Source organism: Bradyrhizobium sp. BRP20, assembly GCF_020194215.1.
Lineage (GTDB): Bacteria > Pseudomonadota > Alphaproteobacteria > Rhizobiales > Xanthobacteraceae > Bradyrhizobium > Bradyrhizobium yuanmingense.
Genome location: NZ_JADYVY010000002.1, coordinates 634,131 through 649,348 on the forward strand (window position 1 = coordinate 634,131; position 15,218 = coordinate 649,348).

General features: G+C 64.9%; 14 protein-coding genes and 1 pseudogene. 9 read left to right on the forward strand and 6 right to left on the reverse strand.

Annotated features, from left to right (window positions below):
• The first annotated feature begins 11 nt into the window (after positions 1-11).
• The 5 genes and pseudogenes from sufD (at position 12) to I6F33_RS07700 (ending at position 3,975) form a co-directional block, all read left to right on the forward strand.
• Positions 12-1,316 carry a Fe-S cluster assembly protein SufD gene (gene sufD / locus I6F33_RS07680; protein ID WP_225141819.1) on the forward strand — a complete coding sequence of 435 codons (1,305 nt, stop codon included), beginning with the start codon at positions 12-14 and terminating at the stop codon, positions 1,314-1,316.
• Complete coding sequence (locus tag I6F33_RS07685) at positions 1,313-2,560, forward strand: cysteine desulfurase (RefSeq protein ID WP_036022923.1); 1,248 nt, start codon at positions 1,313-1,315, stop codon at positions 2,558-2,560. The genes sufD and I6F33_RS07685 overlap by 4 nt, the downstream gene beginning before the upstream one ends.
• Positions 2,557-2,928, forward strand: a complete 372-nt coding sequence (locus I6F33_RS07690) for an SUF system Fe-S cluster assembly protein (RefSeq protein WP_018641712.1) — start codon at positions 2,557-2,559, stop codon at positions 2,926-2,928. Before I6F33_RS07685 ends, I6F33_RS07690 begins: the two co-directional genes overlap by 4 nt.
• A 49-nt stretch (positions 2,929-2,977) precedes the next feature.
• On the forward strand, positions 2,978-3,388 hold the full coding sequence (locus I6F33_RS07695; RefSeq protein WP_074447904.1) for an iron-sulfur cluster assembly accessory protein: 411 nt from the start codon (positions 2,978-2,980) through the stop codon (positions 3,386-3,388).
• Positions 3,389-3,554: 166 nt separating this feature from the next.
• Positions 3,555-3,975: pseudogene (locus tag I6F33_RS07700) on the forward strand (TfoX/Sxy family protein).
• A gap of 88 nt (positions 3,976-4,063) precedes the next feature.
• Here I6F33_RS07700 and I6F33_RS07705 read toward each other — a convergent pair.
• The 3 genes from I6F33_RS07705 to I6F33_RS07715 form a co-directional block, all read right to left on the reverse strand.
• Positions 4,064-5,131 carry a GGDEF domain-containing protein gene (locus tag I6F33_RS07705; RefSeq protein ID WP_036033560.1) on the reverse strand — a complete coding sequence of 356 codons (1,068 nt, stop codon included), beginning with the start codon at positions 5,129-5,131 and terminating at the stop codon, positions 4,064-4,066.
• 165 nt (positions 5,132-5,296) lie between these two features.
• Entirely contained in the window at positions 5,297-6,805 is a 1,509-nt protein-coding gene (locus tag I6F33_RS07710; protein WP_225141821.1) for a DEAD/DEAH box helicase, read from the reverse strand.
• A 300-nt stretch (positions 6,806-7,105) separates the two neighbouring features.
• On the reverse strand, positions 7,106-8,071 hold the full coding sequence (locus I6F33_RS07715) for a helix-turn-helix domain-containing protein (RefSeq protein ID WP_225140355.1): 966 nt from the start codon (positions 8,069-8,071) through the stop codon (positions 7,106-7,108).
• Positions 8,072-8,277: 206 nt separating this feature from the next.
• Here I6F33_RS07715 and I6F33_RS07720 point away from each other — a divergent pair, with 206 nt between their 5' ends.
• The 4 genes from I6F33_RS07720 to I6F33_RS07735 all read left to right on the forward strand — a co-directional run bounded on the left by I6F33_RS07720 (position 8,278) and on the right by I6F33_RS07735 (position 12,986).
• Positions 8,278-9,792 carry a caspase family protein gene (locus I6F33_RS07720; protein WP_057029084.1) on the forward strand — a complete coding sequence of 505 codons (1,515 nt, stop codon included), beginning with the start codon at positions 8,278-8,280 and terminating at the stop codon, positions 9,790-9,792.
• Positions 9,793-10,170: 378 nt separating this feature from the next.
• Complete coding sequence (locus I6F33_RS07725; RefSeq protein WP_225141822.1) at positions 10,171-10,611, forward strand: hypothetical protein; 441 nt, start codon at positions 10,171-10,173, stop codon at positions 10,609-10,611.
• Between the two features lie 211 nt (positions 10,612-10,822).
• On the forward strand, positions 10,823-12,040 hold the full coding sequence (locus I6F33_RS07730; protein WP_225141824.1) for an FAD-dependent oxidoreductase: 1,218 nt from the start codon (positions 10,823-10,825) through the stop codon (positions 12,038-12,040).
• Positions 12,041-12,218: 178 nt separating this feature from the next.
• On the forward strand, positions 12,219-12,986 hold the full coding sequence (locus I6F33_RS07735) for an outer membrane protein (RefSeq protein ID WP_036022935.1): 768 nt from the start codon (positions 12,219-12,221) through the stop codon (positions 12,984-12,986).
• 111 nt (positions 12,987-13,097) lie between these two features.
• Here I6F33_RS07735 and I6F33_RS07740 read toward each other — a convergent pair whose 3' ends face one another.
• The 3 genes from I6F33_RS07740 to I6F33_RS07750 all read right to left on the reverse strand — a co-directional run bounded on the left by I6F33_RS07740 (position 13,098) and on the right by I6F33_RS07750 (position 15,047).
• Entirely contained in the window at positions 13,098-13,868 is a 771-nt protein-coding gene (locus tag I6F33_RS07740) for an SDR family NAD(P)-dependent oxidoreductase (protein ID WP_035999947.1), read from the reverse strand.
• 21 nt (positions 13,869-13,889) lie between these two features.
• Positions 13,890-14,075 carry a hypothetical protein gene (locus tag I6F33_RS07745; protein WP_036000069.1) on the reverse strand — a complete coding sequence of 62 codons (186 nt, stop codon included), beginning with the start codon at positions 14,073-14,075 and terminating at the stop codon, positions 13,890-13,892.
• Positions 14,076-14,264: 189 nt separating this feature from the next.
• Complete coding sequence (locus tag I6F33_RS07750; RefSeq protein ID WP_057029089.1) at positions 14,265-15,047, reverse strand: outer membrane protein; 783 nt, start codon at positions 15,045-15,047, stop codon at positions 14,265-14,267.
• Between the last annotated feature and the right edge of the window lie 171 nt (positions 15,048-15,218).

The window sequence follows — 15,218 nt, forward strand, 5'->3', positions numbered from 1 at the left end:
GGAATTTTAAGATGAACGTTGCTGTGGCAAAGACCGGGAGCGGCCGCGCGGTGAGCGATCTCTTCGCCAGCGCCGAAGGCCGCCTGCCGGGTTCGCCTGACGTGATGGCGGCGCGCCGCGAGGCGTTCGAGACCTATGAGCGTCTCGGTCTGCCGCACCGCCGGATCGAGGAATGGAAATACACCGACCTGCGCGCGCTGGTCGGCGAGGTGCTGCCGCTGGCCGCCGTGCCCGATGCGACCGCGCTGAAGCGCGCCGCGGACGCGGTCAAGGCGCATGCCATCGCGGGCGCCCGCAAGTTGGTGCTGGTCGACGGCGTGTTCGCGGCTGAGCTTTCAGACGTGAAGGCGCTTGCGTCCGAGGTCGGCTTCAAGACTCTGCGCGAGACGCTGGATAAGGATGCCGGTCTCCTCAAGACCGCGTCCACCGATGCCGTGATCGCGGTCAACGCGGCGCTGGCGACCGACGGCGTGGTGCTGTCGATCGCGGATGGAACGCAGCTCTCTGCGCCGGTCCAGATCATCCATGTTGCGATCGCCGCATCGGTCTCGGCTTTCACCCGCTCGCAGGTGGCGATCGGGAAGGGCGCCCGCGCCACCATCATCGAGAGCTTCGCCGCCGCCGGCGCTGCGGCCTACCAGGTCAACGACGCCGTCATCGTCTCGATCGGTGACGACGCCGACGTCGCGCATATCCGCCTGATGGACGATGCGGCCGATGCGGTGAACATCACCTCGCAGTTCGTCACCGTCGGCGCCAACACCAAGCTGAACGTCTTCAACATGACCAGCGGCGCTGCGGTCAGCCGCTTGCAGGGCTTCATTACGCTGGCGGGCGAGGGCAGCCAGCTCTCGGTCAACGGCGTCAACCTGTTGAAGAAGACCGAGCACGGCGACACCACACTGGTGGTCGACCATGCCGTGCCGAACTGCGTCAGCCGCGAGATCTTCCGTGCGGTGATCGACGACCGCGCCCATTCGGTGTTCCAGGGCCGCATCATCGTCCGTCCCGACGCGCAGAAGACCGACGGCAAGATGATGACGCGCGCGCTGCTGCTCTCGGACGAGGCCGAGGCCGACAACAAGCCCGAACTCGAGATTTTTGCCGACGACGTCTCCTGCGGCCACGGCGCCACCGCCGGCGCGCTCGACGACAGTCTGCTGTTCTACCTGAAGGCCCGTGGCCTGCCGGAGAAGCAGGCCCAGGCGCTGCTGATCCAGGCCTTTGTCGGCGAGGCGATCGAGCAGATCGCCGATGATACTTTGCGCGAGCACGTGATCGGCATCGCCGAGCGCTGGCTGGAGCGGCGGTCATGAGCACGCATCCGGCGGTCAAGAACGGCGCCTATGACGTTACGCGCGTGCGCCAGGATTTTCCGGCGCTCGCCATGCAGGTCTACGGCAAGCCGCTCGTCTATCTCGACAACGCCGCCTCGGCGCAGAAGCCGAGTGCTGTGCTCGACCGCATGACGCAGGCCTATACATCCGAATACGCCAACGTGCATCGCGGCCTGCACTACCTCGCCAATGCCGCGACCGAAGCCTATGAGGGCGGCCGCACCAAGGTGGCGCAGTTCATCAACGCTGCGCGCACCGAGGAAGTCATCTTCACCCGCAACGCGACCGAGGCGATCAACCTGGTCGCGTCTTCGTGGGGCGCCCCGAATATCGGGGAAGGCGACGAGATCGTCATCTCCATCATGGAGCACCATTCCAACATCGTGCCCTGGCATTTCCTGAGGGAACGCCAGGGTGCCGTGATCAAATGGGCACCGGTCGACGATGAGGGTAATTTCCTCATCGACGAATTCGAGAAGCTGCTGACGTCGAAGACCAAGCTGGTCGCGATCACGCAGATGTCGAACGCGCTCGGCACCATCGTGCCGGTCAAGGACGTCGTCAGGATCGCCCATGCCCGCGGCATTCCGGTGCTGGTCGACGGCAGCCAGGGCGCGGTGCATCTGCCGGTCGACGTCCAGGATATCGGCTGCGACTTCTACGTCTTCACCGGTCACAAGGTCTATGGTCCGACCGGCATCGGCGTGCTCTGGGCCAAGTACGACCACCTCGTCGCGATGCGCCCCTTCAACGGCGGCGGCGAGATGATCCGCGAGGTCTCGCGCGACGTCGTCACCTACGGCGATCCCCCGCACAAGTTCGAGGCGGGCACGCCGGCGATCGTCGAGGCCGTCGGCCTTGGCGCCGCCATCGACTACGTCAACTCGATCGGCAAGGAACGCATCGCCGCCTACGAGGCGGACCTCACCGCCTACGCCCAGGAGCGCCTGCGCGAGATCAACTCGCTGCGGCTGATCGGCACGGCGCGGGGCAAGGGCCCCGTGATCTCCTTCGAGCTCAAGGGCGCGCACGCCCACGATGTCGCCACCGTGATCGACCGCCAGGGCATCGCGGTGCGCGCCGGCACCCATTGCGTCATGCCGCTTTTAGAGCGGTTCAACGTGACGGCGACATGCCGGGCCTCGTTCGGCATGTATAATACGCGGGAAGAAGTCGATCATCTGGCACAGGCGCTGCTGAAGGCGCGGGATTTGTTTGCATGAGTGACACGGCCGAAATCAAAGCCAATCCGATGGAGACCCATTCGGCATTGCCGCCGGAGGAGACCGAGCGGCTGACCCGCGAGATCATCGCCGGGCTCAAGACCGTGTTCGACCCGGAAATCCCCGCCGACATCTACGAGCTCGGCCTGATCTACAAGGTCGAGATCAAGGACGACCGTTCCGTGGACGTGCAGATGACGCTGACGACGCCGAACTGTCCGGCCGCCGGCGAGCTGCCGACCATGGTCGAGAACGCGGTGGCGAGCGTGCCCGGCGTCGGCGTGGTCGACGTCAAGGTCGTCTGGGAGCCGCCGTGGTCGCCGGAACGCATGAGCGACGAGGCCCGCCTCGTGCTGAACATGTGGTGACGCCCTCGGGCCGCATTGAATTCGCTCCGCAACGGACCACATAGACAACATGACCCAGATTTCGTCAGGCTCGACACCAGCATCCACTCCGAAGCCGCGGCGCCCGCGCCCGCAGGTGATGCGGCTGACGGATGCCGCTGCCCAGCGCATCACCGAGCTGACCCAACGCGCGGACTCGGAGATCGTGGGCTTGCGCGTCGGCGTGAAGAACGGCGGCTGCGCCGGCCAGTCCTACACGGTCGAATACGCCCACGACATCCGCCCGACCGACGAGGTCGTCGAGGACAAGGGCGTCAAGATCCTGGTCGATCCCAAGGCCGTGCTGTTCCTGCTCGGCACCGAGATGGACTACAAGGCCGACAAGATGCAGGCCCAGTTCGTCTTCAACAATCCCAACCAGGTCTCCGCCTGCGGCTGCGGCGAGTCGGTCGAGTTGCGGCCGGCAAAGATCGACGGGTAGACTCTCCAGCGTCACTGCGAGGAGCCCGCGACAAAATTGCGAGCAATTTTGCGCTGGCGACAAAACAATCCAACCTGCCTCCGCGGCGGAAGTCTGGATTGCTTCGCTTCGCTCGCAATGACGGAAATGCTATGAAGGCTCACTTGCTTGCGCAGGGAAGCCTCCGATGGACCGCGAATTCCTGATCGACCTGTTCGCTGATTTCGGCCCGGTCACCATCCGGAAAATGTTCTCCGGCTACGGCATCTCGGCCGACGGCGTCAATTTCGCGCTGTCACTGCGCGCCGGCCTGTTCTTTCGCGCCGACGAGACGACCATTCCCGACTTCGAAGCCGAAGGCTCGAAGCCGTTCCAGTATTCGACCCGCGCCAAGACCGTGGTTGTGAATTCCTACTGGGAGCTGCCGGCGCGCCTGTTCGACGATTCCCAGGAGCTTGCGCAATGGGCGAGGGCGGCGCTCACTGCCGCGCAGCGCCAAGGTGAAGAAGCGACCGAAGGCGAAGAAGGCGGCGGCGAAGAAGAAGGTTGCGCCGAAGAAGGGTGTGGCGAAGAAGGTTGCCGGGAAGGCGATGCGTAGGGTGGGTTAGCGCAGCGTAACCCACCACTTCATACATCTTGATAGACAAGAGGTGGGTTACGCTGCGCTAACCCACCCTACAGAGGCGAGGATGAACGTCACGCCACCCGGCTGTGGCTCTCGATCGCGAATTCCGGATCGGCTTCGCAGATCACCCGGTTGCGGCCGTTGCGCTTGGCGGCATAGAGGCAGGCGTCGGCACGCTCGATCAGCGCGTCGGTGTCGTCGCCCTCCCTGAGCATGGAAACGCCGACGGAGATGGTGACGCGGCCGAGGATCTCGCCGGTCGATTTCTTCTTCAATTCCTTCGCCATCACGGCGCGGCGAATGTGATCGGCCACCGTCAGTGCCTGGCGCATCGCGGTGTTGGGGAGAACGACCGCGAATTCCTCGCCGCCGTAGCGCGCCGTGATGTCCTGGCCCTTGATGGTCTGCTTCAGCGAAAGGCCGACGAGCCGCAGCACCTGGTCGCCGGTGAGATGGCCGTAGGAATCGTTGAACGACTTGAAGTGATCGATGTCGAACAGCAGCAGCGACAGCGGCTCGCCCGAGACGAGCGCGCTCTGCACTGCCATGCCGATCATGCGGTCGAAATATTTGCGATTTCCCAGGCCCGTGAGCGGATCGGTCAGGCTTTCGGCGCGGATCGCCTCCAGGCTCTGCTGGAGATTGCTGATCTCGTTCTTCGACAGCGTCAGCCGGTCTTCGAGCGCCTTGTTGGTCTCGCGCATCTCGCTGGTGGAGCGCAGCAGCGCCTCGACGATCGCCTTGACCTGGTCGCGGTTCTCGGCCGACGACAGTTTCTCGGTCGCATCCGACAGACTGGTATCGTAGGCCCCGGTCATGCCGAGCGCCTCGCCCAACACCTTCACGACGTCGTCGATCTCGCCGACGACGCGCGCGCCGACCTTGTCGATGCGGTCGGTGGTCTTGATGTGGGAGAGATAGGTCTCGTAGATCTGCTCGAGATCGGCCTCGGTCAGCTTGCCGCTGCGCGCCAGCGTCTCATTGATGATCTTGTTGAGCGGTGCGTTGTAGCCGGTGGCGTAGACGTACCAGATCTCGTAATTGCGGGGAATGGCCGTCTGTCGAAGCGATCGGATCTGACCGAGCGCCACCTCGGCGAACGCCAGGGTGCGTTCGTGTTCGTCGAGTACCTTGATCACTGAACATCCCCACAGCGGCCGACGCGCCATCGACCGCAGCAATCCTTAAATTATGTTCGTAGGCTAACGGACGATCGTGAACGCCCCGTAAATATACGTTTACGGGGCATCCAGAAAATTGCAGATCGAGGATTTTCAACCGAAAATCTGGCGCGCCAGCGCGCTTCAGGCGCCGGCGGGGGAGCGCACCGGCCGCAGAAGAAACGCCGGCAGATGCGAGTGATCGCCCGGCTCGCTGTCGATCTCGCGCTGGCGGCGCGGCTCGGGACGGCCGATCGAGGGCACATGCGACGAATTCGCTTGCGGGCGCGCACCATTGCGCGGCTCGGATGATGGCCTGGCTTCGCGCGGAGGCCGTGCCTCGCGTGCCGGCCTCGCCTCGGGAGCCGCCCGTGCCTCGCCACGCGCCTCGCGCGGCTCGTGGCTGCGTTCGCGGTCATGACCGCGCCGCTCGCCGCGCTGCGGCTTGCCGCGTCCGCCGCGTGAACGCTCGCGGCCGCGCTGCTCGCGCGGACGCTCGCCTTGTTCGCCCGCTTCGGCGTGGACGTCATAGTCGCCTTCGGCGCGCGGAATGCTCTGGCCGATCAGCTTCTCGATCGCGGCCATCGACTTCTGGTCGAGCGGTGTCACGATCGAGATCGCGGTGCCGGTTCGGCCGGCGCGGCCAGTGCGGCCGATGCGGTGGACGTAATCGTCGGCGTGGTGGGGAACGTCGAAATTGAAGACGTGGCTGACCTCGGGAATGTCGAGGCCGCGGGCGGCGACGTCGGAGGCGACGAGGAGGGGCAGTTCACCCTTGCGGAACTGGTCGAGCGCGGCCATGCGGGCCGGCTGGTCCATGTCGCCATGCAGGGCACCGACGCTGAAGCCGTGCTTCTGCAGCGATTTGTGAACGATCGCGACCTCGCGCTTGCGATTGCAGAAGATGATCGCGTTCTTGAGGTCCTTGGCCTCGCGTAGCAAACGGCGGAGCAATTCGCGCTTCTCGTGCGCCTCGCGGCCGGCGGGCACCTGGGCTTGCGTAACGGTGACGGCGGTCGTGGCGGGCTTGGAGACCTCGACCTTCTGCGGATTGTGCAGGAAGGCTTCGGTGATGCGCCGGATTTCCGGCGGCATGGTCGCGGTGAAGAACAGGGTCTGCCGCGTGAAGGGAACGAGCTTGCAGATGCGCTCGATGTCGGGGATGAAGCCCATGTCCAGCATGCGGTCGGCTTCGTCGATGACGAGCAGTTCGACGCCGGTGAGCAACAGGCCGCCGCGCTCGGTATGGTCGAGCAGCCGGCCGGGGGTGGCGATCAGCACGTCGACGCCGCGCATCAGCTTGGCATCCTGGTCGCCGAAGGAGACGCCGCCGATCAGGAGGGCGACGTTGAGCTTCTGGCCGGCGCCGTAGCGATCGAAGTTTTCCTTCACCTGGGCCGCGAGCTCGCGGGTTGGCTCGAGGATCAGCGTGCGCGGCATGCGCGCCCGGGCGCGGCCCTTTTCGAGGATGGTGAGCATCGGCAGCACGAAGGCCGCGGTCTTGCCGGTGCCGGTCTGGGCGATGCCGAGCACGTCCTTGCGTGCGAGGACGTGGGGGATCGCCTGTTCCTGAATCGGGGTGGGGGTGGTGTAACCGGTGGCCGCCACTGCGGCGAGGACTTTTTCGGACAGTCCGAGATCTGAAAAGGACATTGAGCCTCTGGTCGAAACCGCCGTTCGGAATCGAGGGTAATAAGGCTGTCGCGTTCCACCCCGAAACGGCGCGCTCTCGAAGAAGCTGGGGGTGCTGACTCACGCGGACAAAGCGCAAGGCTCAGGAATCGCTCTTCGATCTGAGCCGCGTCGACCCGGAACATAGGCGGGAATTGGCCAAAGTCAATGGAGCGGGCGCGGGAAGAGCCTAAAAAGCCTGAGGTTTTTGCCCAAATCACGGGCGCGGCTGGGGTTTTCCCCCGAGCCCCCTCCGCCTGGCCGCAACCGCCTAGACAGCAGCTAAGGCCCGTCCGTGCCTTTGGCCCGGAAATCACCTGGGGCCATGCCGTAGGCGGCGTTGAACACCCGGTAATAGGTCGCCAGGCTCTCGAAGCCGCACGAGGCGGCGATGTCGGCGATCAGCCGTTCCGGCGCCTCGCGCAGCAGGCGGCGGCTCTGTTTCAGGCGCTCGTCGGTCACCGTCTGGGAAAAGCTCTTCTCCGCCATCTCGAACAGCATGTGCAGGTGACGAACGGAGACGCCGAGCAGGTCGGCCACCATGGCTGGCGCAAGATTGGGGTCCTGAAGGTGGCGCGCGATCAGCCGTCGGGCTTGCGAGAGGCGGGCGGTCCGCAGTGCCTCCTGTCCCCGCCGGCTTCCGGGCCGCACGATGCCGCGCTCGATCAGCGCCAGGTGGGCCAACGCCTGGACTAACGAGGTCTGGACGGCAGAGGCCGTATCGTCCGCGGCGATTTCGCCGAGATCGGCGAAGCAGGCCGCGAGCAGGGGCGCCAGGGCCAGATCGTTGAAGGTCCGGGGCGCCAGCTCGCGCATGCGCTTGTCCTGCACCGGGATGTGGCTCACGGGGATCTTGAGGATCCGCAGGTGGAAGCCCCCGGTGCCCAGCGGGGCGGTGCGGTACGGCAGGTCGGTATGGCTGGTGGCGAAGCTGCCATTGGCAATGGCAAAGTCGCTTGCGCGCATGCCGCCGAACCAGCCGCCGCTGCCGAGCTGTTGGTAGACGCAGATCGCCTCACCCGGGGCATAGGCGATGTCCGACGCGCTGCGCTCGACCGCGTAGGGCGAGGCCTTCAGCTCGACGAGGCCGGCGCCGCCCAGCTTACGCAGCGAGAATTCGCCGAAGAAGTCCGCGCGCCGCTCGCGCGCGAGCTCGGCGGTGACACCGAACAACCCCTTGGCGCGCACCTCGCGCCAATAGTCGAAGCGATCCTTCGGGTCGACCTCGTCCGTACACCAGTGCAACACGGCAGCCCCTCGCTTCCGGCGAAATTGTCCAAAAGGAAACAGATTCCAGCGGAATCGGCCATAGTCGGATCGTACAATCGGAGCCCCCCGGGGTCCTTGAACCGTCGTCAGGTCTGGGCCGACTATCACACAGCGGCAGGGGGGGTCCCATGAACTGCCGTTCGAAGATCGGTGGCAGGGCCGGTTCTGCAACGGGAAATTTTGCGATGACGCGTCGGCTTTTCAGAATTCTGGCGGCCCTTGGCCTCGCGGTGGGCCTGAGCGGTTTCGCGGGGCCCGCCTGGGCCGCTAAGCGCGTCGCGCTCGTCGTCGGCAACAACGACTACAAGAACGTGCCGAAGCTGCTCAAGGCGGTCAACGACGCTCGCACCATGGGCGACACGCTGAAGCAGCTCGGCTTCTCGGTGATGGTCGCCGAAAACCAGAGCCGGCAGCAATTCTCCGAGACGCTGCTCGCCTTCGACAAGGCCATCGAGCCCGGCGACACCGCCTTCTTCTTCTATGCCGGCCACGGCTTCGAGATCGCGGGCCAGAACTATCTGCTGCCGACCGACGTGCCGGCTGCGACGGAAGGGCAGGAGGAGCTGGTGCGCGACGCCTCGATCCTGGCCGACCGCATCGTCGAGCGGCTGCAGAACAAGAAGGCGCGGACCTCGATCCTGGTGTTCGACGCCTGCCGCAACAATCCGTTCGAGCGCAAGGGCACCCGCGCGGTTGCCGGCGCCGGCGGGCTCGCACCGATGACCCAGCTGCCCGAGGGCGTGTTCTCGGTGTTCTCCGCGGGTCCCCGCCAGACCGCGCTCGATCGGCTCTCCAATGACGACGCCAATCCAAACTCAGTGTTTACGCGCACCTTCGCCAAGGAGCTGCTCAAGCCCGGCGAGAATCTGGTGCAGGTGGCGCAGCGTACCCGCCGTGCCGTCAGCGAGCTCGCCGACACCGTGAAGCACAGGCAGGTGCCGGTCTATTTCGACCAGATGGTCGACGATGTCTTCCTCAGCGGCCTCGCCAAGGACACCGCCGCGCGTTCGGACGATCCGCCGCCCACGAAGCTTGCGGCGCTGCCGCCGGTGTCGGTGCCGCAGATGCCCAAGGAGGAGACCCTCAACGCGCCGATCGCGAGCTTCTCGCGTCACAATGGCGGCTGGAGCGTGACCTTCTCTTTCGCCGATCCGACGCTCGGCATTTCCTGGCGCATTGCCGGCACGGGCGATTTCCGCGAGACCGGCTTCATCGACACGCTCGATCCGCGCACCCGCAAGCGGATGCCGAACCCGTCGATCGAGCTGCCGCCGGATGCGCAGGCTGGCACGATCGAGGTCCGTTATGTCGATCAGTCCGGCGACATGCAGGGCCCGTTCCCGATCAGGTTCGATCCCGAGGCCGCGCTGATCCGCGACCAGCGCAAGATCCTCGACATGACCTCGACGAGCTGGCTGTCGTTCCGCGAGTTCAACGGGCTGCTCGTCTACTACACCCATCTCGTCTCCTACCGCTGCGCCATCCGCGAGGTGCGCATCGGCGTCGACAGCGCCGTGCCCAACCAGGTGCTGAAGATGCCGCCCTGCGACATGCGCGACCCCAGCGCGGTCAGCGCCGGCATGCCGCTCTACATGAAGCTCGCGCCAAGCACGAAATCCATCTCGGTGGAGCTGACCTATCGCGACGGCAGCGTGTCGGAGATCAAGAGCTTCAGGAGCGCGAACCGGAGTAATAATTGATGCGCTGTTCGATTGTGACGGGATGATCTTGCGCAGCGGCCGAACTTAAATCGGACAAGCCAAGGTGAAAGTGCTAGAGCCGGGAATGACAAGATTCATTATTGTCGCGCTCCTTACGACGCTTCCGGTTCTGGCTCAAACGAATCCAGTTCCCACAGCCCCACCTCTCACCGATCGCGAACGCGTCCAGGCGGACCGCGCGAAGGCTGCCGAGGATGAGAAGGGGGCTCCGGCCACGCGACCATGGGATCGCGACGCCGATGGCAAACGGCCGTGGGACCGCAAGTCGCCAAAGTCCTGAGACGCGAAGCTCGCTTCCCCCGCGGAAGGAACAACTCCTGCCGGGCTGGATTGTCTGCCAAACCAGGGAGACGATCCATGATCCGTAAATCCATCCTCGTCACGATCGCTTGTGCTGCGCTTTCGACGGCCGCCCTTGCTCAAGGAGGCGGTGGTGGCGGAGGCGGTGGTGGTGGCGCAGGCGGCGGTGGCGCAGGTGCGGGTGCCGCGGCAGGCACGGGGACCGGCGGAACCAGCGGCGGATCTGCGGCCTCATCGGGCGCGGGAATTGGAACGTCACCCAGCAGTGCCAATTCCGGGCCGTCGGCTCCCTCCGGCATGGGAACGCAGGGCACCACCACAGGCGCCAACATCAACACCAATAACAGCCCGACCAATCCCAACGTTCAGGCGCCGACTGCCGCCGGCAAGTCGCCCACGGCAGCTCAGGCCGAGCGAAACATGGGTGCCGGGCGCGCTCCGAATGGGGTGCCGATCGGTAGTCCGGGGTCCGGGACCAGCAACGAGGATCAGAAATAGTCGAACGCGATTGTCACGGAAGGCCCGCACGAAGCGGGCCTTTCATTTGGCGCCGGTCTGCTGCTCCCAACCCGCATTGATCCACCTGCGCCCTGCATAATTAGGACTCTCTTTGACCTGAATCGCGCTAGTATCGGCGGACATCTCTTCATCGATACTCACCTCGCGGTTCGCGTCTGCAGTGACACCCAACCCACAATCTGACAGGACCATGAAAGTCCGCTGCTGCGTCGTCGGCGGCGGACCTGCCGGCATGATGCTCGGTTACCTCCTGGGACGCGCCGGCATCGACGTCGTGGTGCTGGAGAAGCATGCGGATTTCTTCCGCGACTTCCGCGGCGATACCGTGCATCCGTCGACGCTTGAAGTGATGGATGAGCTCGGCCTGATCGACGGCTTCCTGAAGCTGCCGCACCAGCGCCTGCAAAAGATGGACGGCCTGTTCGGCGGCACGCCTGTGCGCATTGCCGATCTCAGCCGGCTCCATACCAAATACCCCTTCATCGCCTTCATGCCGCAATGGGACTTCTTGAATTTTCTGCGCGAGGCGGGCAGGCGCTTTGCCTCGCTCGAGGTGATGATGAGCACGGAGGCGATCGATCTGATCCGCCGCGGCGAGACGATCGCCGGCGTGCGGGCGAAGACGCCTGACGGCATCATCGACATCGAGGCCGATCTCACCATCGCCTGCGACGGCCGGCATTCGACGGTGCGCGAGCGCGCCGGCCTTAGCGTCGAGGAGATCGGCGCGCCGATGGACGTGCTGTGGTTTCGCGCCGGCCGCACACCCGAAGAGACCGAGAACGTGTTCGCGCGGGTCGAGCCCGGCAAGATGATGATCACCTTCGACCGCGGCGATTATTGGCAGTGCGCTTATGTCATCGCCAAGGGACAGTACGATGCGGTGAAGGCGAGGGGACTTTCGGCGCTGCTCGACGACGTCGTGCGCATGGCGCCGATCCTCCGCTCCGGCACCGCCGAGGTGAAGAGCTTCGACGACGTCAAGCTGCTCACCGTCGCGATCAACCGTCTGACGCGCTGGACGCAGCCAGGCCTGTTGTGCATCGGCGATGCCGCACATGCGATGTCGCCAATCGGCGGCGTCGGCGTCAATCTCGCCGTGCAGGATGCGGTTGCGACCGCGAACCTCCTGGCGGACAAGCTGCAGCATGGCTGCCCGTCCGAGCACGAGCTCGATGCCATCAGGCGCCGTCGCGCGTTCCCGGTGAAGATGACGCAAGCTATGCAGGTGGTCGTGCAGAACAACATCATCAGTGGCGCCTTGCAGGGCGGCGACCGGCCGCTGAAGGTGCCGCTGGTCGTGCGCCTCATCACCGCGCTGCCATGGCTCCAGGGCATTCCAGCGCGCCTGCTTGCGCTCGGCGTGCGGCCCGAGCACGTGCATTTGCGCGCCGCGCCGCAATCCTAGCGGAGGACTTCGGTAGGGATAACGCGGCGTGAATTCGCGCGCGATGCGTTGCACGCTTGCAACATCGCCATCGGATTCACGGCGCGATGCGGGCCCAACCCCCACGTTAACCGTGTTGATTTCAATTTTAGTAAGAGCCGTCTGTGACCGTGCGTCCATCAAGGACACGGGGTGTACCATGCGTAATAAGTTGATTGCCGCCTTTGCCTGCACGACGGCTCTGGTTTCGACCGGTGCGGCCTCCGCCGCCGATCTCGGTGCGCGTTACACGAAGGCGCCCGCCTATGTCGAGCCGCTTTTCAACTGGACCGGCTTCTATGTCGGCGGCCACATCGGTGGCGCATGGACCAACCAGCAGTTCATCAACAACGGCACCGGCGCGGCGTTCGGCGATCTGCTGCCGGGAGAGGGCTATCGCCAGCGCAACGCGGGCGTCATGGGCGGCGCGCAGATCGGCTACAATTGGCAGGCCAACAATTACGTGTTCGGCGTGGAAGGCACGATTTCGGGTCTCGACAACAAGGGCTCGTTCACGAACACCGTGTTTGGCGCCGCGGATGACGTGTTCTCCTGGCGTACCAACGTGCTCGCGACCGTGGTCGGGCGCGCCGGCTTCGCCGTGCAGAACAACCTCTTCTACATCAAGGGCGGCTATGCCGGCGCGAACAACCGCCTCTCGGTCACCGACACCGTCGGTGTGGCGACGGGCTCGGGCGGACAAACCCATTGGGCCAACGGCTGGACCGTCGGCGCCGGCTGGGAATACGGCGTCACCCGCAACTGGATCGTCGGCCTCGAATACAATTACGCGGCCTTCACCAGCCAGACCTATCAGCTCGGCGGCACCTCCGGAAACTACACCTTCGATGCCAAGCCGCGCGACATCCAATGGGCCGTGGTGCGCGCGAGCTACAAGTTCGACGCACCCACCATCGCCCGCTACTGAGCACGTCGACGCAACGCGACCAACGATCAAGAAAAGCACTGTCTCAATTCAAAAGCCCCGGCGTCGTCCGGGGCTTCTTTTTTGCGTTGTTGGATGGCGGGCAGGCCGGCTTCAGGCCATCACCGAGAATCCGCCGTCGACCGGGATCGCCGTACCCGTGACGAAATTCGACGCGGGCGATGCCAGGAACACGGCGATGCCGGCGAAGTCGTCGATGTCGCCCCAGCGCCCCGCAGGCGTGCGCGCCAGCACGCGCTCGTGCAGCCCCGAGACCTGCTGTCGCGCGCCGCGGGTGAGATCGGTGTCGATCCAGCCCGGCAGGATGGCGTTGACCTGGATGTTGTCGGGCGCCCAGGCATTGGCGCAGGCGCGGGTGTACTGCACGATGCCGCCCTTGCTGGCCGCATAGGCGGTCGCGAAGCTTGCGCCGAAGATCGACATCATCGAGCCGATGTTGATCACCTTGCCGTTGCCGGACGCCTTCAGCGCCGGATAGGCCAGCTTCGAGCACACGAAGGCGCTGGTGAGGTTGGTGTCGATCACCTTGTTCCACTCGTCGAGCTCGAGCTCGTGCGGCGGCTTGCGGATGCTCATGCCGGCATTGTTGACGAGGATGTCGATGCGGCCGAGCTCCTTGACGACACGGTCGATCATGGCTGCGACCGCCGCCTTGTCGGTCACGTCGGTGGCGACGGCGATCGCCTTCACGCCGCGCTGCCTGAGATCGGCCACGGCGGCGGCGGACTTGCTCTCGTTGCGTCCGACCACGGCGATGTCGGCGCCGGCATCGGCGAGGCCGCGCGCCATGCCGAGCCCGATGCCGCCATTGCCTCCCGTGACGATCGCGACCTTGCCGCGGAGATCGAACCGGCTGGATGTCATGCTTGGATTCCCTGAGTTCTTCTATTGGTTGCTCTGCCAGATCAGCACCAGCCCGAACCCGGCCATGGCTGCGCCATAGCCGGCCCAGTGCAGCTGGTTGACCATGAAGCTCGATCGCGGCCACGGAACCGTGCCCGTGCCCTGTCCGATCCAGAGCAGCCCGAGAGCGGTTGCAAACAGGCCTGCCACCAGCAGAAATCTGCGCATGCCTTCCTCCCATCGGTCCGCTTCTGTCGCGCTCCACGGCATCAACGACTGCCGCAGCCACGAAAACTTGCCGACAGACTAGCCGTAGCTCTGGTACGGACACAATGGGCCGTGGCCGCAAGGACGCTAGGCCCAAAACGAAAAAGCCCCGGCGATGCCGGGGCTTTGACGCTTGATCGTGCGATCAGATCAGTACTTCGCGACCACAGGGCCAGTCCAGTTGAAGCGGTAGACTAGCGAGGTCGAGATCGTTTGGTTCCAGCTGTTGGCGCGGACGCTGTTGATGGTCGGGAGGTCGCCGATATCGGTGCGGATAGCCTCAGTCTTGGCATTGTAGAAGGCCGAACGGTACTCGGTCTTCATGAACCAGCCGGGCGAGGTGATGCCGAAGATGTTCAGGCTGTTCTCGACGCCGCCGCCGATGAACCAGCCGTGACGATCGTAGCCATTGAGGTGAACACCGGCCGGGGTACCGCCGAGCGTCGTGAAGTTGGTGCGGCCGAAGTGAGCGCCGGAGTAACCGCCGTTGACGTAGGAGAGAACGTTCGGAGCGACCAGCCAGCCGAGGCGCACGCCCGCGGCCCAAGAGGTCTCCAGCTTCTGGTTACCAGTGATGTCGAAGATCGGATCCTGGATGGTGGAGCGGATGCTGCCGAACTGAGCGTCGCCAAACACACCGGCCACCCAGGTGCCGCTGAACTGCCAGTCGTAACCAGCGCCGACCGTACCAAACCAACCGGAACCGCCCTGACGCTGGGTGATGGTCAGCGGGGTACCCGTGGCGGTGTCGACAATCTGCTGGTCAGCATTGGAGAGGCCGCCGCCGCCGCCGCCGAAGACGTAGAAGCCGGTCCAGTTGGCGACGGGCGCCGGCATCGGGGCCTTCGCGTAGGGACGGGCGCCCAAGTCGGCAGCCGAGGCCGTGCCGGTCATCGCCGCAACCGCGGTCAGAGCGAGCAATGTCTTCTTCATTTTAAATCCCCAAACCTTGTCGGCGCGAGCGCACTGAAGTCCGTGTCATCTGATGACCGGACTATAGACGGTTCTTGCCGAAATGCTGTTGCCGGACAGGCACAGTCGCCGGAAAACGCCGGTGTGGGGGTATTTTGCGGCGGCCTCGCCCAGATCTAAAAAAAAATTGTT